This window comes from Nocardia exalbida NBRC 100660, assembly GCF_000308575.1.
Classification (GTDB): Bacteria; Actinomycetota; Actinomycetes; order Mycobacteriales; family Mycobacteriaceae; genus Nocardia; species Nocardia exalbida.
In genome coordinates this window covers 1-20,732 of the sequence record NZ_BAFZ01000090.1, presented here as the reverse complement: position 1 = coordinate 20,732, position 20,732 = coordinate 1, and the positions used below count along the sequence as shown (strand labels likewise).

Annotated in this window: 17 protein-coding genes; 13 read left to right on the top strand and 4 right to left on the bottom strand. The window is 67.4% G+C overall.

Features of this window, described 5'->3' with window-relative positions; translation table 11 throughout:
* Positions 1 to 28 precede the first annotated feature (28 nt).
* Positions 29 to 448: a hypothetical protein gene (locus tag ON29_RS22240; protein WP_040869132.1), complete on the bottom strand. Its 420-nt coding sequence runs from the start codon at positions 446 to 448 to the stop codon at positions 29 to 31.
* A gap of 267 nt (positions 449 to 715) precedes the next feature.
* Here ON29_RS22240 and ON29_RS34960 point away from each other — a divergent pair, with 267 nt between their 5' ends.
* The 5 genes from ON29_RS34960 to ON29_RS22215 all read left to right on the top strand — a co-directional run bounded on the left by ON29_RS34960 (position 716) and on the right by ON29_RS22215 (position 4,605).
* Positions 716 to 1,246: a DUF3558 domain-containing protein gene (locus ON29_RS34960; RefSeq protein WP_083863998.1), complete on the top strand. Its 531-nt coding sequence runs from the start codon at positions 716 to 718 to the stop codon at positions 1,244 to 1,246.
* Between the two features lie 14 nt (positions 1,247 to 1,260).
* Positions 1,261 to 1,644 carry a hypothetical protein gene (locus tag ON29_RS36045; RefSeq protein ID WP_157172859.1) on the top strand — a complete coding sequence of 128 codons (384 nt, stop codon included), beginning with the start codon at positions 1,261 to 1,263 and terminating at the stop codon, positions 1,642 to 1,644.
* Complete coding sequence (locus tag ON29_RS33965; protein ID WP_217999268.1) at positions 1,644 to 2,984, top strand: hypothetical protein; 1,341 nt, start codon at positions 1,644 to 1,646, stop codon at positions 2,982 to 2,984. The genes ON29_RS36045 and ON29_RS33965 overlap by 1 nt, the downstream gene beginning before the upstream one ends.
* Positions 2,985 to 2,995: 11 nt before the next feature.
* Positions 2,996 to 3,769 (top strand): ESX secretion-associated protein EspG, encoded by a 774-nt coding sequence (locus ON29_RS22220; RefSeq protein WP_040869151.1) that lies wholly within the window; start codon positions 2,996 to 2,998, stop codon positions 3,767 to 3,769.
* Positions 3,770 to 4,167: 398 nt separating this feature from the next.
* Positions 4,168 to 4,605 (top strand): VOC family protein, encoded by a 438-nt coding sequence (locus ON29_RS22215; RefSeq protein ID WP_040869127.1) that lies wholly within the window; start codon positions 4,168 to 4,170, stop codon positions 4,603 to 4,605.
* A 269-nt stretch (positions 4,606 to 4,874) separates the two neighbouring features.
* Here ON29_RS22215 and ON29_RS22210 read toward each other — a convergent pair whose 3' ends face one another.
* Positions 4,875 to 6,356: an MFS transporter gene (locus ON29_RS22210; protein ID WP_040869126.1), complete on the bottom strand. Its 1,482-nt coding sequence runs from the start codon at positions 6,354 to 6,356 to the stop codon at positions 4,875 to 4,877.
* A gap of 191 nt (positions 6,357 to 6,547) precedes the next feature.
* Positions 6,548 to 7,219: a FadR/GntR family transcriptional regulator gene (locus ON29_RS22205; RefSeq protein WP_040869124.1), complete on the bottom strand. Its 672-nt coding sequence runs from the start codon at positions 7,217 to 7,219 to the stop codon at positions 6,548 to 6,550.
* Positions 7,220 to 7,284: 65 nt separating this feature from the next.
* Here ON29_RS22205 and ON29_RS22200 point away from each other — a divergent pair, with 65 nt between their 5' ends.
* The 6 genes from ON29_RS22200 (at position 7,285) to ON29_RS22175 (ending at position 15,378) form a co-directional block, all read left to right on the top strand.
* Entirely contained in the window at positions 7,285 to 8,538 is a 1,254-nt protein-coding gene (locus tag ON29_RS22200) for an MFS transporter (protein ID WP_373283901.1), read from the top strand.
* A 301-nt stretch (positions 8,539 to 8,839) separates the two neighbouring features.
* Positions 8,840 to 10,354, top strand: coding sequence for a nitrate/nitrite transporter (locus ON29_RS22195; protein WP_083863996.1), 1,515 nt, complete (start codon positions 8,840 to 8,842; stop codon positions 10,352 to 10,354).
* 28 nt (positions 10,355 to 10,382) lie between these two features.
* Complete coding sequence (nirB, locus tag ON29_RS22190; protein ID WP_040869123.1) at positions 10,383 to 12,908, top strand: nitrite reductase large subunit NirB; 2,526 nt, start codon at positions 10,383 to 10,385, stop codon at positions 12,906 to 12,908.
* A gap of 64 nt (positions 12,909 to 12,972) precedes the next feature.
* Positions 12,973 to 13,374: a nitrite reductase small subunit NirD gene (gene nirD, locus ON29_RS22185; protein WP_040869146.1), complete on the top strand. Its 402-nt coding sequence runs from the start codon at positions 12,973 to 12,975 to the stop codon at positions 13,372 to 13,374.
* Between the two features lie 7 nt (positions 13,375 to 13,381).
* The gene (locus ON29_RS22180) at positions 13,382 to 14,623 is read left to right on the top strand and encodes a uroporphyrinogen-III synthase (RefSeq protein WP_051175468.1); all 1,242 of its coding nucleotides are present in this window, start codon (positions 13,382 to 13,384) and stop codon (positions 14,621 to 14,623) included.
* Positions 14,620 to 15,378, top strand: a complete 759-nt coding sequence (locus tag ON29_RS22175; protein WP_040869120.1) for a sirohydrochlorin chelatase — start codon at positions 14,620 to 14,622, stop codon at positions 15,376 to 15,378. The genes ON29_RS22180 and ON29_RS22175 overlap by 4 nt, the downstream gene beginning before the upstream one ends.
* A 495-nt stretch (positions 15,379 to 15,873) precedes the next feature.
* On the opposite strand, the gene ON29_RS22170 is transcribed toward ON29_RS22175, so the two are convergent.
* The gene (locus tag ON29_RS22170; RefSeq protein WP_040869118.1) at positions 15,874 to 16,647 is read right to left on the bottom strand and encodes an SDR family oxidoreductase; all 774 of its coding nucleotides are present in this window, start codon (positions 16,645 to 16,647) and stop codon (positions 15,874 to 15,876) included.
* 482 nt (positions 16,648 to 17,129) lie between these two features.
* On the opposite strand from ON29_RS22170, the gene ON29_RS22165 reads away from it, so the two are divergent.
* Positions 17,130 to 19,919: a TIR domain-containing protein gene (locus ON29_RS22165; RefSeq protein ID WP_157172857.1), complete on the top strand. Its 2,790-nt coding sequence runs from the start codon at positions 17,130 to 17,132 to the stop codon at positions 19,917 to 19,919.
* A gap of 188 nt (positions 19,920 to 20,107) precedes the next feature.
* Positions 20,108 to 20,732: alpha/beta hydrolase (locus ON29_RS22160; RefSeq protein ID WP_040869144.1), on the top strand; the 625-nt coding region annotated here is incomplete at its 3' end.

Genomic DNA, 20,732 nt, shown 5'->3' with positions numbered 1-20,732 from the left:
CGGACGACGCGCTATCGGCACGCACGAATCAGCGGCGGCTGAGCCAGACTGCCGCCAGTGGGTATGGAGCGATGATCGGGGTCCCGGCGATGTTCACCGTTCCGCTCCACAACCCCTGCCGTGGATCGATGTCGTGCAGGTCGAGCCCGAAGGGCACGAAGTCGAACGAAACATAGGTCTCGTCCGGGCCGACCGGCGTCTGATGCCCACCTCGGCTCAAGCCGCCGCAAGCCAGTGCAACCGTCTTGCCATCCACGAAAACTTGCAGGTCACAGTTCTCGAGGGGCGACCCGATCACATTCGAGGGACCCCGCCCGATGTGATAGGTCCCGGGCGGGATAACGCCGTTGCGCGGAAACTCCGGATCATCAGCGGAGGCAACCGCAGGAGCGACAGAGATTGCGGCAGCGGCCAGCGCGAACCCGGCTGCGATCTTGCCAAACTTCATCGATTCAGCTCCTTCCAAAATCAGTCGAACTCAGTCGTATGTCCTAGCTTTCGTTCAGCTCGTTACTGCACTGCCACCATAGATTCGGTCCCAAACCCTCTGCCCCCAATAGCGGAGAACCCTTCCAGCAGCGCCCGACGACCGAGCCGCAAGCGCGTCTTACCCGTCAGGCTCCGGATACCTCAGGACCAGCGCGAGCGGGGGGACGCCAGCTGGTTGTCTGCTAATGTTGGCGAACCTGAGTCGTCGCGGTTCGAGAGGGTGGGGATGAGTCGCCGAATCACGTTGGTACTGCTGATCGGTGCGCTGGCGGCTGGTGTCGTCGGATGTGAGGACGCCACGAGCGGTGCGCCCACCACGGGTTCGAGTACCACTGCCGTGCAAGCTCTGTTCAACCCATGTACGGGGATTTCCGATGAGGCGTTGCGGGCTGCCGGGGTCGATCCGAAAACCGAGGAGTCCGGGATTGCCGGTGTGCCTCAGTCTGGCTGGGAAATCTGTAGGTGGGACGGACCGAAGTACTTCGTCACAGTCTTCTCAACAAGGCGCACGGTGTCGGAGTTCGAGCGGAAGCCCGGGAATGTCGACTTCGAGGACGTCACGGTCGCAGGTCGTCAGGGTCGGCAATTCAGAGTCGAAGGCGCGTCCAAGAATCTCGATTGCGACGTTCTGTTCCCGGCAGCCCAAGGGGTCGTGCAGTTGCGGATCCAGGGCCGGGCAGGTCGGGACGATCTTGAGAATCCATGCACGGTCCTCTATCGCGTCGGCGAGTCGATTGTGCCCACACTACCGCGTTGACAGGGAGGGAACGCATGAGTGAGGACAATGTATCGGTGTGGAGTCGGCTTGCCGACCAGGCCAAAGCCGGAGAATTGTACCTAGCCGACCAGGACGCCGCACTTCTTTGTGCGCAGGCATGTGACGAGCGAGTCGCAGCACTCGAATCGTTGCGCAGTTTGGCGGGAAACGCTCAAAACGTTTCTGGTTTCGGCGATTTCAAAATGGCCGACGACCTGGTCAAGAAGTTTCTGAAGCAGGCGGTGGGTGACTCTAACTCCATCGACCAGATCATTCTGGAACACATCGAGACCGTGAAGAACATGCGCGAAGTCATGGCGATCTCGTTCAAGCGCATCACCGGGCAGGACATCGAGAACGCGGCGCAGATCGCGAGTACAACTGAGCAGGTGCGGTGATGGGTAATCCGTACAGTGGTATGCCGCAATTTCAGCTCGATCAAGGGCTGGGCTCGGCTATGTGGCGCAGCGTCACCGATTGGATCGCGGGTGAGGAGTTGCAGCCCAAGGGCGACGCGGCCGAGGTTCAGGGCAGGTACAACCAGCAGCGCGATGGCGTCCGTAGCAAGGCCGCCGATGTCGGGTTCCAAGGCGAATTCCGGCCGAGGGAAGTTCTGGACGCGGACGAGTTCGAGCGGCACGATGTCGCCACGCTTCGTCAGAAGGTCGATCAGATAGATTTGACGGCGGTCAGTGATCTGGTAACCGCTTGGAACACCATCGCCGACCGGCACGAGGCCTCGTTGAAGACCTTCACGACGGCGATGGAGCGGGCCACCGACGGCAGTGTGTGGCGTGGTGAGGCGTGCAACGCGGCGGCGAGCGCGGTCGGTGACTATGCCGCCCAAGGTGCGCAGGTCTCGAACGCGGCCCGGCTGACCGGCAACAAGCTGGCCGAACTGCAGACCGGGCTCGAGCCGACGAAGCAATTGGTCCCGCACGCGCCGGAACATCGCAGCGGATGGGACAACCTCCGTGGATTCGTGGTCGGGCGAGATTGGCGCAATGACGACGTAGCCGAGTACAACGCGAAAACCGAGGCGTTGCGGGTGCTTCGAACTGTTTACGCCCCGGTCGTCATGGAGTCCGATACGAACGTGCCCGTGATTCCCCGTCCCGTGTCGACTGCGAATCCGAACGGCACCGGCGACGGTAGCAACCCACGGGGCACGAACAATGGCAGCGGAAACCCCTCGGGGACATCGTCGCCCAGCTCGAATCCTTCCGATACGAACTCCACCGATGATCCGTCGACTCCATCGAGCACCGAGTCCTCGGACACCACCTCTGCAACACCGGAATCGACCAGCACCGACCCGGCGTCCACGACGGAGAATTCGACCACACCGGCTTCCGCAACACCGGCGACCACACCTGCCTCGACGACGCCCGCGCCGAGCACTTCGCCCACCACTCCTGGCACCCCGCACCCGAGTACGCCGGGCAGTCCGGGAAGTCCTTCCCATCCGGGTGGGCCGGGTGTCTCCGTGCCATCCAAAGGAGCACCGAACAACCCCAACGCGGTCCCGGCCACCGCGCGGACCGGTGCGTCGCCCGGTCGCGCCGGTACGAGCGGTATGGGTGGAATGGCCCCCGGTGCGCGGGGTGGCAAATCCGATGAGGAATCCACCAAGGGTATTCCGGATTACCTGATCACTCAGGAACACGGCAATGAGCTGACGGGGCTCGACGAGCTGCCCAAGTCGGTGCCGCCGGTCATCGGTGACAACCCGCGGTAAGGATGTCATCGATGCCCGAGGTGCAGAGCTGGCGATTCACCGCGCTCGAATTCCGGACGCTGTGGGAGTCCACCGGCCGCGACGTGCTGCCGTATCCCTTGCAGCACCAGTACACGACCGAATTCCGTTCGGAGAGTTTGCGGTTGCGGCAGGCGGCCGCGCAGTCGCTGCGCCCGCGCATCGATGACGACCTGCTGCGTGCGGTCGAAGTGCTGCTGGCGCCGGAGGCCCGGGTGGAAGTGGCCGGATTCGCAGGCAAGCGCAAGGACCGGAAGCTGCGGGCGCATGCGGGAGTGCACTATGAGCACGGCGCGATCGCGGTGCAGGAACCGGGACCGGACGTCGAGCACGGTGGCGATGTGGTGTTGACGTTGCTGTCCGCCGGTGCGGTGGCGAGGGCCGTGGTCGATGTGTTCCCCGCCTGCGGGCCGGGGCAGGGCAAGCAATTGCAGGCTTCCGCGGAGGAGCTGGCGCGGCCGCGTCCGCCGGTGCGCGATGCCTGGCGGCCGACGCCGCGGGAGGAGTTCGAGCGGTTCTTCACCCGGGCGATGACCTTGATCGGTCATGTCGGCGTCTACGCGATGGGAAGCGTGGACAATCGGCATATCAACGGGCGCAAGGATTTCCAGCTCAACGATGTCGAGAAGGACGGTCGATACGTCACTTTCGGCGACGACCTGGTGACGATCAAACCCACCACTTCCGAACGCATCGCCGCCACTCTGCAACAGATGATCGCCAGAACGGTCAAGGACGTGCGCAACGGGGTGCACTTACCGTACTGACCTCGCGAGCGGCGAGGCGTTTCGCCGCCGCCGGCAGTGCCGCCACCGCATTCGTCCCTACCCGCCGCGCGTCACCGCAGGCCCGGCTCCGGGTATCCCCCATGCTCCATGGGCCTGATGCGAAGCGGTGGGAGTGTGCCGCCGCGGCCCCCGCCTCCGGCAGGTCACGACACGCGCGATACATGCCACCGGCCCCGACTCGGCGGAAGCCGTGCGGCCGACATGTCGAGACCGCCACGGCGGCTCCGTCCCAGGAGTAGACGGCCAAGCCGTCCGCATGGGCACGCACCGCCAGGCCCACGCCCAACGACAATGAGACCTCTAGAGCAGACGAGCCTACATTTCGAGATCGGCGCGACAGTTCCGTTCCGCAGCGCGAAACATAAGGAGTAGAAGTCATGCCCATCAAGTTGGAGAACGTCGCCATCGCGGTTCGCGACCTCGAAGCGACGATCGCCTTTTTCACCGACCTCGGTCTGACCGTCATCGGCCGGGACACGGTCAGCGGCGAGTGGACCGACACCGCCGTCGGCCTCGACGGCAACCACGCCAAGATCGCTATGCTGCAGACACCAGACGGCAACGGTCGGCTCGAGCTCTTCGAGTACATCCACCCCGACGCAATCGAGACGAGCCCGACCCGGCCCAACGAGATCGGGATGCACCGCGTCGCGTTCTCGGTGGACGACATCGACGAGGCCCTCGAGATCGCGGCGAGGCACGGCTGCCACCCTCTGCGCGGCGTGGCGACGTACCGGGACGTCTACAAGCTCACCTATGTCCGCGGCCCTAGCGGCATCATCGTGATGCTTGCCCAAGAGCTGAACAAGAGCTGACCGCGCGCCCCGGTACGCACCTCGCCATACCGGCGCGCATCAGCGCTGCGGACCAGAGCGAGCAAAGCGCCGATCAGGCACGTTCTCTCGGAACGGCGAAACCGAACGTCCGCCCATCGCTGCGGTGCAGGCCGGAACCCGTTGCGGGACCTGGGATCGCACCGGGCGGCGAGCGGACGCTCGGCTGGGGGTCGGATCCGCCGGAGGGGGGACGGCGGATGCGACGCCCGTGTCCCGCGGTGTCCGGGCCGCGGGACCGGCTGGGGCGGTCAGACGTTCGCGTAGGCCAGCGAGGGAACGCGCTGGATGGCGAACGAGGACCGCAGGTAGAACCACCAGGTGACGGTGGCCATCACCAGGAAGGCCCCGGCGTAGGCCCAGAACGCGGGAGCCATGCTGTGCAGGTGGGTGTTGGACAGCCGAAGGGCCTGTTGCAACAGCCAGCCGCCGGAGGCGCCGACCGCGCCGATGACGCCGATCGCCGCGCCCGCCTGACGTTTCGCCGAAGCGGCGGCCTCGGCCGCATCGAGGCCGTGCTCGGAGGCGTACTTCTTGGACTCGGCGCTGAAGATGGTCGGGATCATCCGGTAGGTCGAGCCGTTGCCGATGCCGGTGAGCACGAACAACAGCAGGAACGCCAGCAGGTAGAGCGGGAAGCTCTTCAGTTCCAGCCCGGCCATGATCAGCGCGACCGCGATCGCCATGCCGCCGAAGACGTAGAAGGTGATCTTCGCGCCGCCGACCTTGTCGGACACCCAGCCGCCGAACGGCCTGCTGAACGACCCGACCAGCGCGCCGAGGAACGCGAGGTTACCGAGCGTGGTGATCCAGCCGATCTTGGCCAGGTCCGGGAAATTGGCCTTGATCAGCGTCGGGAAGGCGAAGGAGAAGCCGATGAACGAGCCGAAGGTGCCGATGTAGAGGATCGCCATCACCCAGGTGTGCCGGTTGGTGAGCGCGAGCCGGTAGGACTTGCCGTCGGACTTGGCGGTGCTGATGCTGTCCATGTAGCGCAGCGCGCCGAACGCGGCCGCCAGGATGAACGGCACCCAAACCAGCACCGACAGCGTGATGCCGAAGCGGTAGCCGCCCGGGTCCTTGGCCATGATGTGCGTGCCGAACGTGATCAGCAGCGGCAACACCAGCTGCGTCTGGGCGACGCCCAGGTTGCCGCCCGCGGCGTTGATGCCCAGCGCCGCACCCTTCTTGCCCTCGGGGAAGAAGAAGTTGATGTTGGCCATCGAGGAGGAGAAGTTGCCGCCGCCGACGCCCGCGAGCGCCGCCAGCAGCAGGAACACCCACATCGGCGTGCCCGGCTGGTTGACGAACCAGGCCAGGCCGAGCGTCGGAATCAGCAGCATCCCCGCGCTGAACACGGTGAACGCCCGCCCGCCGAACCGGGGGATGGCGAAGGTGTACGGAATGCGCAGCGCGGCGCCGACCAGGGTGGGGGTGGAGGTGAGCAGCAGGGCGTTGCTCACCGCGACGGGGTTGCCCTTGCCCAGACCGGCGAGGAAGTCGAATCCGGCGGCGCCCATGCTGGTCACGACGGTGCCCCAGATGACCCAGATGCTGAAGCCGAGATTCTCGGCGAATACGGAGAACATCAAATTCTTGCGCGCGGTTTTCGCGCCACCGGATTCCCAGAACTTCGCGTTGTCCGGATCCCAGTGATCGAGCCAGCGTCCACGTTTCTGGTGTTCGAAAGTCGTTGGGTGCGACTGCTGGCCGGTGGCTGTTACGACGGTCATCGGCTTCCTCTCGATTCGGCTCGACCGGCCCTCATCGCGGCTGCGCCGCCGGCGGCTGTCGAGTGCCTGGCTACGGTCGAGATAAAGGTAGGAGCCGCGTGTTGCGTCCCCGTGGCCCTCGATGACGTTCCCGGCAAATCCGACTCACATCGCGCGGCCCCGAATGGTGACCACTCGGTTACCTGCGCCGTTTATCGCGCGTCCGGATATTCCGCGATGAGCGAGTTGAGGAAGCACCGCGTCTCCGAGGCGGCGCGTTCGGGATCACCGTCGATCACCGCGTGCACCAAGGCCGCGTGCTCCTCGGTATAGGAGTCGTCGGACTTCGATGTCCGTGCGCGGATGACCTGTTCGATGATGGGCAGCAGCGAATCGTAGAACTCGAGGTACACCGCGTTGTGGCTCGCGACGACGATCGCGCGGTGCAACTGGACGTCCGCCTCGATCGCGGCGGCGGAGTCCTCGTCCCACTTCTTGTCCCGTTCGGCCAGCAGGCGCAGCAGATTCGCGATATCGGTGTCGTCGCGTCGGCGCGCGGCCAGGCCCGCGGCGGTGACGTCCAGCGCGAGGCGCAGTTCCAGGACGTCGCGTTCCTCGGCATCGGCGAAATACTTGCCCAGGGTTCCGCCGAGGTCCGACGCCGCGATCACGTAGGTGCCGGAACCTTGGCGACGCTCCAGCATGCCGGCGTGCACGAGGGCCTGGACGGCCTCGCGCACCGTGTTGCGGCCGGTGCCGGTGAGCTCGGTGAGCTCCGGCTCGGTCGGGATGCGGGAGCCGATCGACCAACGGCCGGAACGAATTTCGGCACGCAGCTGGTCGGTCACCTGGGCGATGAGGCTGGTGCGCCGGACGGGTTGCACCTCGACAGAGTACCGCCCATCACAAATCGTTGCCGAACATCATCCGGTCATCCTATGATTTCTCGGTGACTGTGACCCTCCCCGAAACCGAGGCTCGCCAGGAATCCGTCCTGGTCGAGCGCCGTCGACGTGCGCTGACCGAGGGCCGCCTGCTGGTACTCACCGCCATCGTGATGTCGGCGCTCACGCTGCGGGTCGCGGTCACCGCCTACAGCCCGCTGGCCGAGCGGATCGGCGCCGAGATCGGTTACGGGGCCGCCGTTGTCGGCGTCTTCGGCATGATCCCCACCGCCATGTTCGCGCTGTCCGGGCTGCTCACCCCGGTCCTGGCGGTCCGGCTCGGGCTGGAGCGCACCGCGCTGACGGCCATGCTGATGGCGGGCGCGGGCATGGTGCTGCGGGTGTTGATGTCGGGCACCGCCGAACTGCTCGTCTTCTCGGCCCTCGCCCTCGCGGGCATGGGCATCGGCAACGTGGTGATCCCGCCGCTGGTGAAGCGGTACTTCCCGGATCGCCTCGCCGTGATCAGCTCGCTGTACATCGTGATGGTGCAACTCGGCACGGTCGTGCCCGCCTTCACCGCTGTCCCCGTCGCGGACGCGCACGGCTGGCGCGTGTCGCTCGGGGTGTGGGGTGTGCTCGGCTTCGCCGCGGCGGTGCCGTGGCTGGCGGTGCTGCGCGGCAGGCGCGGACGCGATGGCGCGGACCGGACGGCCGTGCCGGAGCAGCCGCCCACCGGGCGCGTGTGGCGCTCGCCCATCGCCTGGGGAATGGCGGGCATGTTCGGCATGACCTCGCTCACCACCTACGCGATGTTCACCTGGTTGCCGAAGATCCTGAGCGAGGCGGGCGCGAGCGCCGCGTACGGCGGGGCCATGGTCGGTCTGTTCGCCGTGGTCGGCCTGGTGGCCGCGCTCACCGCACCCACCGTGGTCGCCCGGTTCCGCAATCCGTTCCCGGTGGTGGTGGGCTGCGCGGTGCTGTTCTTCATCGCGTTCGCCGGGCTGCTCATCGCGCCGATGGCCGCGCCGATCCTCTGGGTCGTCGTGCTCGGTCTCGGCCCGAGTACGTTCCCGATGGCGCTGACGCTGATCAACCTGCGCACCCGCACCCCTGCCGGGTCGGCCGCGCTGTCCGGCTTCACCCAAGGCGTCGGCTACGCCGTGGCCTGCGTGGGCCCGCTGCTGTTCGGCGTGCTGCACACGGCGACGGGTGGCTGGCTGGTTCCGTTCGCGCTGCTCGGCCTGGCGGTGCTGGTCCTGCTGGCGGGTGCCTGGCAGGCGTGCAAGCCGCGGCTGCTCGAAGACACCTGGAATTGAGGCGCGGCGCCGTCGGCGCCGAATCTCACAGCTGCGGTTGCGCGACTGTGCGAACAGGGTGAGGATGTGCGCATCCGAATTGTGCGACGTAGCGCGCGTCACACCTCACCGCCCGCGGAATTCGAATTCTGTCCTTTTGTGACCCACGGAAACCGTTGTGTCACATGCCTGAAACATTCCCGCGAAACTCACCCCCCGCCGCCGGTAATCGTGAGCAACCGTTGATTTGACGGTCATTTCGCGCAGCATTTCGGCAATACCCCTTTCCTACCGTGGAGCCAACCGACATTGGGAGGCCACGTTGAGCACGCTGACGCGTAACCGTCTGGAAGCGCTGGGACGGACGAAGATCCGCAGGCCGCGCATCGAGCACTGGGATGCGGAGGATGTCGCCGCCTGGGAAGCGGGCGGCAAGGACGTCGCCCGGCGCAACTTGATCTGGTCGGTTTTCGCCGAGCACGTCGGATTCTCGGTGTGGTCGATCTGGTCGGTGATGGTGCTGTTCATGCCGACCGACAAGTTCGGCATCGACCCGGCGGGCAAGTTCTTCCTGGTCGCCATGCCGACCCTGGTGGGCGCGTTCCTGCGAATTCCCTACACCGTGGCGACCGCGCGGTTCGGCGGGCGCAACTGGACGGTGTTCAGTGCGGCGATGCTGCTGATCCCGACGCTGCTCACGCTGTACTTCATCAACCAGCCCGGCACCTCGTACACCACCTTCCTGGTGGTCGCGTGCTTCGCGGGCTTCGGCGGCGGCAACTTCGCCTCCTCGATGACCAACATCAACGCGTTCTACCCCCAGCGGCTCAAAGGCTGGGCGCTCGGCCTGAACGCGGGCGGCGGAAACATCGGCGTTCCGGTGATCCAGCTGATCGGCCTGCTGGTCATCGCGACCATCGGCAACGGGTACGCCTCGCTGATCTGCGCGGTCTACCTGGTCCTCATCGCGATCGCCGGACTGGGCGCTGCGCTGTTCATGGACAACCTGCCCAACCAGAAGGCCGATCTGTCCTACATGCTCACGGCACTGAAGGTGCCGCAGTCCTGGGCGATCGCTTTCCTCTACATCGGCACCTTCGGATCGTTCATCGGCTACAGCTTCGCCTTCGGCCAGATCCTGCAGATCAGCTTCCGGGCGGGCGGTGACAGCGTCGCGCAGGCCACGCTGCACGCCGCGCAGATCGCCTTCATCGGTCCGCTGCTCGGCTCGCTGGCCCGGCCCTACGGCGGCAAGTGGGCCGACCGAATCGGCGGCAGCCGCGTCACCCTCTACGTCTTCGGCGCCATGATGGCGGCGGCCGTGCTGATCACCGTGGCCAGCACGATGGCCGACAGCAACAACGGCGTGGCGGGCGGGGCCGTGATGACCGCGCTCGTGGTCGGCTTCATCGCCCTGTTCGTGCTCTCCGGCATCGGCAACGGATCGGTCACCAAGATCATCCCGTCGGTGTTCGAGGCCAAGTCCAGGAGCCTGGACGCCACGCCCGCGGAACGGTCGGCATGGTCGCAGAACACCTCCGGCGCGCTGATCGGTTTCGTCGGCGCCATCGGCGCCCTCGGCGGCGTGGGCATCAACCTGGTGCTGCGCTCCTCCTACGCGTCCACCAAGTCGGCCACCACCGCGTTCTGGGTGTTCATGGCCTTCTACGTGCTGTGCGCCCTGGTGGTCTGGGCGGTGTTCCTGCGCCGTCCCGGCCTGCGGGGCCTGCCCGCCGATTCCGATGTCGTGGTCGAGGCAGAGACGTTCGTCCTCGAAGCCGAAGCAGGCCAGGCCCCGTCCCAGACCCCGTCCGCCGGCTCGTCGGCCCGCGCTTGACACCCGATCCAGTCCAGGAGGACAACAGATGAACCCCACAGTCGCTCGCAAGACCGCGGTGGTCGTCGGCCACGGAATGGTCGGGCACCGGTTCGTCGAGGCGCTGCGCTCGCGCGACACCGAAGGCCGCTGGCAGGTGATCATCCTCAGCGAGGAGAAGCTGCCCGCCTACGACCGCGTCGGCCTCTCCTCCTACGTCGGCGCCTGGGACGCGAGCGCGCTCGCGCTGCCCGGCAACGAGTACGCCGGTGACGAGCTGGTCGAGCTGCGCCTGGGGCAGAGCGCCGAGTCCATCGACCGGGCGGCGCGCAAGGTGACCACCTCCTCGGGCGACATCCTCGCCTACGACGCGCTCGTGCTGGCCACCGGTTCCTACCCGTTCGTGCCGCCGGTGCCCGGCCACGACGACCCCGCCTGCTTCGTCTACCGCACCCTCGACGACCTCGACGGCATCCGCGCGGCCGCCGAAGCCGCCGGTCCCGGCGCGGTGGGTGTGGTGGTCGGCGGCGGCCTGCTCGGCCTGGAGGCCGCGAACGCGCTGCGTCTGCTGGGGCTCACCCCGCACGTGGTCGAGTACAACACCCGGCTGATGCCCGCCCAGGTGGACGAGGGCGGCGGCGCCATCCTGGAGCGCCTGGTCACCGACCTCGGCCTGCACGTGCACACCGGCGTGGGCACCTCCTCGATCGAGGCGGCCGACCAGGGAGTGAAGGTCACGCTGTCCGACGAGACGGTGATCGAAGCCGGGCTCGTGGTGTTCTCCGCCGGTGTCCGCCCGCGCGACCAGATCGCCCGCGACGCGGGAATCGAGGTCGGCCCCCGCGGCGGCATCATCACCGATCTCGGCCTGCAGACCTCCGACCCGAACATCTGGGCCATCGGCGAATGCGCCGCCGTCGAGGGCGTGTGCTACGGCCTGGTCGCGCCGGGCTACAGCACCGCGGAGATCGTGGCCGACCGCCTCCTGGGCGGCTCGGGCGAGTTCCCGGGCGCGGACATGTCGACCAAGCTCAAGTTGCTGGGTGTGGACGTGGCCAGCTTCGGTGACGCGCACGGCGTCACCGAGGGCGCGCTGTCGGTCGTGCTGCACGACGCGGCCAAGGGCACCTACGCCAAGCTGGTCGTCTCCGACGACGCGAAGACCCTGCTCGGCGGCATCCTGGTCGGCGACGCCACCGCCTACTCGGCGCTGCGCCCGCTGGTCGGCCGCCCGCTGCCCGCCGAACCGGCCGCGCTGATCTCGCCCGCGGGCGCCGAACTGGGTGCCGACGCACTGCCCGACGACGCGCAGATCTGCTCGTGCAACAACGTGTCGAAGGGCGCGATCTGCGGGGCGATCGCCGACGGCGCCTGTGACGTCCCGGCGATCAAGAGCTGCACCACCGCCGGAACCTCCTGCGGCGGTTGCGTTCCCATGCTCAAGAAGCTGCTCGAGCAGTCCGGCGTGGAGATGTCCAAGGCGCTGTGCGAGCACTTCGAGCAGTCGCGCGCCGAGCTGTTCCAGATCGTCCAGGTCACCGGCATCCGCACCTTCTCCGGCCTGATCGCCAAGTACGGCAAGGGCGCGGGCTGCGACATCTGCAAGCCGACCGTGGCGTCCATCCTCGCCTCCACCTCGAGTGACCACATCCTCGACGGCGAGCAGGCCGCGCTGCAGGACACCAACGACCACTTCCTGGCCAACCTCCAGAAGAACGGCACCTATTCGGTGGTGCCGCGGATGCCCGGCGGCGAGGTCACCGCCGAGCAGCTGATCACCATCGGCGAAGTGGCCAAGGAATTCGGCCTGTACGTGAAGGTCACCGGCGGCCAGCGCATCGACCTGTTCGGCGCGCGCGTCGAACAGTTGCCGCTGATCTGGAAGCGGCTGGTCGACGCGGGCATGGAATCCGGTCACGCCTACGGCAAGTCGCTGCGCACCGTGAAGAGTTGCGTCGGCTCCACCTGGTGCCGCTACGGCCAGCAGGACTCGGTCGGCATGGCCGTGCTGCTGGAGAAGCGCTACCGCGGCCTGCGGTCGCCGCACAAGCTGAAGCTGGCGGTCTCCGGCTGCGCCCGCGAATGCGCCGAGGCGCGCGGCAAGGACGTCGGCGTGATCGCCACCGAGAACGGCTGGAACCTCTACGTCGGCGGCAACGGCGGCCTCACCCCGAAGCACGCGGTGCTGCTGGCCGGTGAACTCGACGACGAGACGCTGATCAAGTACATCGACCGGTACCTGATGTTCTACATCCGCACCGCTGATCGTTTGCAGCGCACCGCTCCTTGGCAGGAAGCGCTGGAGGGCGGCATGGATTACCTCAAGCAGGTGATCTGCGAGGACAGCCTCGGCATCGCCGAGGATCTGGAAGCGGCGATGGCCCAGCACGTCGCCGGCTACCGCGACGAGTGGGCCGCGGTGCTGGACGACGAGGAGAAGCTTTCTCGCTTCGTGTCGTTCGTCAACGCCCCGGAGGAAGCCGATCCGACGATTTCGTTCGACGATTCGGGCGAACGGAAGGTTCCCGTCCTGCTGGGACTGCCCAAAATTCCGGTCGCCACGCAGGGGAAATGACCGCTTAACCCCTTGGAAACAGAACGTCGGTACCAATGAGTAAGGCGTTTGGAGGATGACACCGATGACCGTGATCGATACCCCCGGCATTGCCACAGCTACCGCCACAGGGTGGACACAGGCTTGCCGTCTCGACTACCTGATTCCCGGCCGCGGCGTTGCGGTGTTGCTGAAAGGCGGCCAGCAGGCCGCCCTGTTCCTGCTGGATAACGGCATGCTGTATGCCGTCGGCAATATCGATCCGATCGGCCGGGCGGCGGTCATGTCGCGCGGGATCGTCGGCGATCGCGGTGGGGCGCCCGTCGTGGCCTCGCCACTGCTGAAGCAGGCCTTCTCGCTGGTCGACGGGCGTTGCCTGGACGACGAATCGGCGATGCTGCCGGTGTACGCGGTGCGCGTGGACGACGGCATCGTTTCGATTTCCAACGAGCCGGTGGCCGCCGCGCTCACGTCCTCGGATGGATGAAACGCCAATGACAACAGTTGACGCGGGCGAGAGCCTGGCCGGATTCACGGTGGGCATCACGGCGGCCCGGCGGGCGGTGGAATTCGCCACGCTGCTCGAACGCCGGGGCGCGACCATCGTTTCGGCGCCCGCCATCCGGATCATCCCGCTCTCCGACGACAACGAGCTGGAACGAGTGACCCGGCAGCTGGTCGCCGATCCACCGCAGATCACCGTGGCCACCACGGGAATCGGGTTCCGCGGGTGGATGGAGGCGGCCGAAGGCTGGGGCCTGGCCGAGAACCTGCGCACGACGCTGGGGACCACCCGGATGCTCGCGCGCGGCCCGAAGGCCAAGGGCGCCATCCGCGCCGCGGAATTGCGCGAGGAATGGTCGCCCGCCTCCGAGTCGTCCGCCGAAGTGCTCGATCACCTGCTCGCCGAAGGCGTGGAGGGCGTCCGGATCGCCGTGCAGTTGCACGGTGCCACCACCGAGTGGGAGCCGGTGCCCGACTTCTGCGAGGTCCTGCGGTGCGCGGGCGCGGATGTCGTGCCGGTGCCGGTGTACCGCTGGGTGCCGCCGGACGATCAAGGGCCGATGGATCACCTCATCGAGTCGATCGTCACCTCCGGTATGGACTGCGTCACCTTCACCAGCGCCCCCGCCGTGGCGTCGATGTTGATGCGCGCCAAGGAGACCGGACTGCTGGAGGGGTTGCTGTACGCGCTGCGCGGCCGGGTGCTGCCCGCCTGCGTCGGCCCGATCACGGCCGCGCCGCTGGAGGAACTCGGGGTGCCCACCTCGATGCCCGGCCGGGCCCGCCTCGGTGCGCTGGCCCGCCATGTCGCCGAGGAACTGCCCCGGCGCGCCAACCGGATTCACGCCGCGGGCCACATCATCAGCGTGCGCGGCGCGTGCGTGGTGGTCGACGGTCAGGTGCGTCAGCTGGCGCCCGCGCCGATGGCCCTGATGCGCTCGCTGGCCCGTCAGCCCGGCCGGGTCGTCTCCCGCGAGGACTTGCTCGCCGCGCTGCCCGGCGGCGGGGACGACACGCACGCGGTGGAGACCGCCATCGCCCGGCTGCGCGCCGGACTCGGCACGCCGAAAGCGATTCAAACCGTGGTCAAACGCGGGTACCGGCTCGCGCTGGACCCGGCGGAATGTATCGACAACAATCCACGGCCCACCGCGACAGGAGGCCCGCAGGTGCCCGGCGTCGGAATTCCGACCCGGGCACCTCGGCACATCCAGACTGCGGGGAGCTGGTGACCGCGCCCGCCTTGGTGCTGGTGGCCCACGGGACCCGCAGCACCAAGGGCGTGCAGATGATCGCGGCGCTCGCCGAGGCCGTGACGAAGGAACTCGGTGCCGGGATTTCGGGGCCCGGCACCGAGACCGGCGACAGTCCCTGGGTGCGCACGGCATTCGTGGACGTGCTCGGCCCTTCGCCGTCGGAGGTGCTGCGCGATCTGGTCACCCCCGGCGGCGAATCCGTACCCGCCGTCGTGGTTCCGGCGTTCCTGGCCTCGGGATACCACGTCTACCAGGACGTGCCGCGTGAGGTCGCCGACAGCGCCCATCCCGCGGTGACGGTCACGCCCGCCATGGGCCCTGACCCGGCGCTGGCGCGGATCATGGCGATGCGCCTGCGCGCGGCGGGCTGGTCCCCGGGCGACGCGGTCGTCTTCGCCGCTGCGGGCTCCTCGGATGCCCGTGCCCGCCAGGATGTCCGGCGCGCGGCCGCGCTGCTGGCCGAACACCTCGGGGTCGCGGTCCGCATCGGCTACGTCGCGACCGGCGCGCCGCGCGTGCCGGACGTCGTCGCGGAATTGCGCGCGGCAGGGGCGGGCCGGATCTTCGTCGCCTCGTACCTGCTCGCGCACGGCCTGTTCCAGCAGCGCCTGCACGAGGCGGGAGCCGACGGCGTCGCCGAGCCCATCGGTGTGCACCCGGCGGTGATCCGGTTGATCGCCGACCGCTACCGGGTCGCAGCGGGGGAGATGGTCCGGGCGCGGGCTCGCTGAGCGATCGGCGGATGAGTGATGCATGGCTGGCCGGAATGGTCTGCTTGATGGCTGGCTGGTACCGGTTGTCGTCGGGGAGATTGTCGGGGTGCGGGCTCGCTGAGCGATCGGCGGTCGAGTGATGCATGGCTGGCCGGAATGGTCTGCTTGATGGCTGGCTGGTACCGGTTGTCGTCGGGGGAGATGGTCCGGGTGCGTCGCTGAGCGATCGGCGGATGAGTGACGCATGGCTGGCCGGACCGGTCTGTTCGATCGTCGGCTGGTACCGGTCGTTGGGGGAGTTGGCGTGAGCGCGGGCTCGGTCACGGATCGGCGGTGGAGTCACCTGTGCCGCCGGTCAGGTCTGCTTGATCGCCGGTCCCCCGGAGCGCCGCCGACCGCGGGCACGGCCGGTTCCGCGCCGCGACCGCGTTCCACCGGTACCGGCAGGGCTGGTCTACGGTTCCGGCGGCTCGGACGAGTCGGTGAGCCGCCCGGTCCGACGCGGTTCCGCGGTCATCTCTTTCGTTCGGCGACATAGGGATTCGCGAGGTTCGCCGCGACGGACTGTGACCAGGTTTGTGTGCCGTCGGGATGATCCGGGCAGGTGTTCAGGCCCGCGCGGAACGCGCTCCCGATCCGGCCGGGCACCGGGAGCGGGAGGATCCGCCGCGGCCGCTGCCGGGCGGCTCGCCAGACCTGCGCCAACTGGGTCATCGTCCGCACTTCCGGACCCCCGAAGTCCGGAGCCCGGCCGAGCGGCTCGCCCTCGGCCAACGCGGCGAGCCGCCGCGCCACGTCGGCGGCGGCGACCGGCTGGAAACGGAAGTGCGGCGGCAGCGGCGCCACCGGCCATCTCTCGACGCTGTGCAACACGGCCGCGATCAGCTCGTGGAACTGCGTCGCCCGCAGGATCGTGTGCGGCACACCACTGCCGATGACGGCTTGCTCGCAGGCCAGCTTGTTCCGGTAATACCGGAACGGGATGCGGTCGATCCCGACGATCGACACGTACAGCAGGTGCCGGACCTCTCGCGCGTGCCGCAGCAGATGCTCGGTCTGGGCGAGGTCGGAGCCGCCCATCCGGCGGAAATCCGAGGCCGCGTGCACGATTACGTCGGAACCCGCCGCGGCCTCCGCCACGCCCGTACCGGTGCGCAGATCGCCCACATGCGTGCCCGCCCCCGAGCGACGGGAGAGCACCCGCACATCATGGCCCGCTTCGCGCAGCCGATCGACCACAAGCCTGCCCAGCGCGCCGGTTCCGCCCGTGACGAGAATCTTGGTCATGGTCAACTTCTACCGCTGAAGCCCGTCGGTGCGCACGAGGTCCTCGTTACACGGTGAGTCGCCCATCGCCTGGCCGGTGAGCGGCCTCCGCTCGGGCGACGCTGTGATTCGCGCGGGCCGAGTAGGAACTCATCCGAATGATCTGCGGGACAGAACAAATGCGCCTGAATCTGGTACGTGCCCGGGTGCGATGGTTGAATCGTTGCCGAGACGAGTGCCGGCGCCTCGGCGACCGGGAGGAGGGGCCTGATGTCGGCTGGAGGGGTCGAAGTCGGTTCGAAAGGGCAGTCGGCGAAGATCTCGGGGATGTCGGTACCGGAGGCTCCGGAACGTATGGCAGGGATTCGCCGGCGCGTTCGGCGAGGCGTGAACACGGCAGAACGTGAGGCGCGGTTGTGCGGGTGAACCTTCGGCGGCCTACCACGCGTGCGGAGATCGGGTATGGCGCATTCCTGTCCTACAGCGGGGACCGGGATCGGGCGGTGCTTCCGTTGATCCAGAACGCGATCGAGAAGCTGCCACGACCGTGGTACCGCTTCCCACGAACACGCATCTTTCTCGACTACAGCGGAATCTCGATCGGTCCCGAACTGGAGGGCAAGATCGTCGCGGGCCTGTCGCGTTCGAAATGGCTCGTCGTGGTGGCTTCGCCAGAGGCTGCCGCATCCATGTGGGTGGATCGCGAGATCGAGTGGTGGCTGGCGAATCGGTCTCCCGAGACGATATTGCTGGTCCTGAGCGCCGGGACCCTGGCATGGGACGAGGTGGCGGGGGATTGGGACCGAGTTCGCTCGACCGCGCTGCCGCCACGCCTGTTCGGCGTATTCGCCTCCGAACCCGTATACAAGACGATCAAGTGGCGCGAGGGTGCGGACGGAGCCCCGCATCCGGACATCGACGCCATCGCGGTCGGCATCGCCGCGGTGATTCACGGCGTCTCCGAGACCGATATCAAATCCGAGGGCTATCAGCAGACCAAGCGAAACTTGCGCTGGGCGAATACCGCTATCGGCGCATTGGTGACCTTGCTCGTCCTGGCGCTGATCGCAGCGCTGGTAGCCAGGGTGCAGAGCAATCGGGCCGAGGAGCAGGCCAGAATCGCCACGGCACGACTCATGGCGTCGGTCGCCGACACCAAAATGACCACCGATGTCCGCGCGGCACTGCTTCTGGCCGTCGCGGCTTACCGTCTCGACCCGAGCCCGCGTAGCCATGCTGCCCTGCTCCGCGCGAATACGGCCGGTCCGAAGGTCGCGCGCTACGTAGCCGCGCCCGCGGACGTTACGGTCCTGCGGAGCAGCGCCGACGGTAGGACCGTCGTGGCGGGACTGGCCGACGGGCAAGTCGTGACGTGGGTGCCCGGCGATCCGATGACCGAATCGGTCACCCGGTTGCCCGGCCCTATCCGATCATTGGCCGTCGCCGCGGACGGCCGGACCGTTCTGGCCACGGATGGCACCTCGATCGCCTTGTGGCGTCACGACTCCGGCGCACCGGACCTCGGCGCGCCCGACGAGCGCGGCGCCGAAGTTGTCGCCATTTCCGAATCAGGGAGGTTCGGTGCGGTCGACCGCCGAATCGGGGCCGCCACGGGCACGCCAGGAGTGGTCGACATCATCGACTTGTCCTCCGGACGGGTTCTCACCTCACATCCGACGGTCCGTGATTTGACCAGCATGGTGTTCATCGACGACACGACCTTGCGTCTCCTCGACACCGGCGGCGCGGTGCGGCAGATCTCCCTTCGGGAGGAAATCACAACAGATCTCTCCCCTTTGGACACGGACGACGTCTGCGGTAAGGCTCAAGCCGTCGGAGAACTCTCCCCCGATGGGGCCTCGTTCCCGTGTGCGGTCGCACCCGGCCTTCCGGTACCGGTTTTCCGGTTGCGTGCAGTGCCGGACGATCCTCGCCCCGAAGCCGGATATGTCGGTGTTCCCACGCCCAGCAGGTCGGCTCCCGCCGCGCTCAGCCGGACGGGCCGCACGGCAGCGGTACCCAGTGCCGACGGTGGCTTCTACGTGGCTCCCGTGACCGGCGAGGTAGCACCCCGGGATCCGCCACCACTGATCACCGGCGCCGCGATCGACTTCGACCGAAAGCTGTTGAGATTCCTCGGAACTTCCGAAACGCGACTGGTCTCGGCCTCCGCGCGGCTGATCACTCTGTGGGACATCGAGCAGCATGACCGGCTGGCCAGAACCATCCCGGTGCCGATCGTCAAAGGATGCGATAATTGCCCGCCCAGCTTGTCGCTGGCGCCGGACGGACGCACCGCCGTGATCACAGGCCAGCACAAGGACCCGGAGACATCCGCGCTGAACAGCGACGTCGTGATCATCCAACGCCTCGGGCCGGATTCATCACGACCACAATTCATTCCAGGCGTGACCGGTATGCCCGCGTGGCGAGCGGATGGCTCTGTGCTGGCTCTCGCCGCGAATCCGGTCTCCGGCTACGACCGGCGCGTATCCGCCCACAGGCCACAGGTGGAATCCGCCTTCGAGGTGGTGATCCTGAATTCTCCACCGCCGTATACGACGGTCAGGGCCGCCGGAGTGTCGTCCTCGCCGGCCACCGCCGTGTCTTTGGACAGCAGGGGAAGGGCGTACCTGCATAATCTCGATACCGGGGGCGTCGATACGGAATTCATTCCGCTGGGTGGCGCGGTCGACACCGACAAGATCGTGGAAGCCGGTATCGACGCGACCGGAGAGTTCCTGGTCATGCGCGATACCGACGACATCTCGGTCTACGATCTGGCGCACGGGCAGAACGCGCACGATATCGACGGCAAGGACGTGCAGACGATGCTCTTCGCCGGGCGGCATCTGCTGATCCGCCGGAACGACGGCATCGAGATATGGGATCGGACCGGCGCGGGGAGGGAGCGCACGATCTCCTTCGGCAGTGCGCGAGGGGCGATTCTGCAGCTTGCCGCCGCCGCGGACGCGAGCCTTGTCGTCGCGAGAGACCAGGCGGGTTCGATGACTCTCTTCGCCGCCGACGGAACGAGTCTGGGAGAACTCGAGTCCGATTCGGTCTGGCATGTCATACCGGCCGTCGCCTTATCCGCGGACGGACGGTATCTCGTGACGCTGAACCCTGGTCCCGCCTTCTCCGGTGGCGTCGACGGAACGCTGATCGAACGCGACATCTCACCGGAGGGCCTGATGCGGACCGCATGTGCGCATGCCGGTAGCGATCTCACCGACGCCGAATGGATTGCCCTGACGGGGGTCGTGCGTCCCGCTGACGCCCGCTGCTCATGAGGCGCGCGGCGTCAGCTCCCGATCGCAAGGAGCGAGTTCCGAGTGACCTTTGCTGATCAATTGCTTTCTTGGTGGATTCGCCAAGACTTTCGATGTTGATTGCTTTTGAGCAGCAATTTCATGTGCGATTGAGAACATGCTCGACGAATGCCAGATGCGTCCCGGCGGGGGTGATGGACACTCGTCTCATGTACCGGCTCCTGCGATGCCTGGTTCCACTTCTCGCGGTGTGCGCCGCCTTCGTCCCGGCCACGACCGCCGCCGCCGATCCCGGCGCGAGCATTCTCGACGTGCGCCCGCTGGGTGGGCGGGAGTTCGAAGTCGTCGTCCACTCCGCGGCGATGGATCGCCCCATCACGCTGTGGATGTCGCATCCGGGTTCCGGCGCTCCCGCGCTGTATCTGCTGAACGCCGTGGACGGGGGCGAGGACGGGGGTCCGTGGACCCGGCGCACCGACATCGCGGCGTTCTTCGCGGACAAACCGGTCAACGTGATCGTGCCGTTGAGCGGGCGCGCCAGCTACTACACCGATTGGCTGCGCGATGACCCTGTACTCGGCCGCAACATGTGGACGACGTTCCTGACCAGGGAACTGCCGCCGCTGCTCGGGGCCAGGTTCGGGATGAACGGCCGCAACGCCGTCGCGGGACTTTCCATGTCGGCGACTTCCGCGTTGGATCTCGCGATCGGTGCACCCGGTCTGTACAGCGCGGTCGGTGCCTACAGCGGGTGTCCGCGCACCAGCGATCCGATGGGCCAGGCGATCGTCCGATCGCAACTGGGAGTGTTCGGCGCGGACCCGGCCAATATGT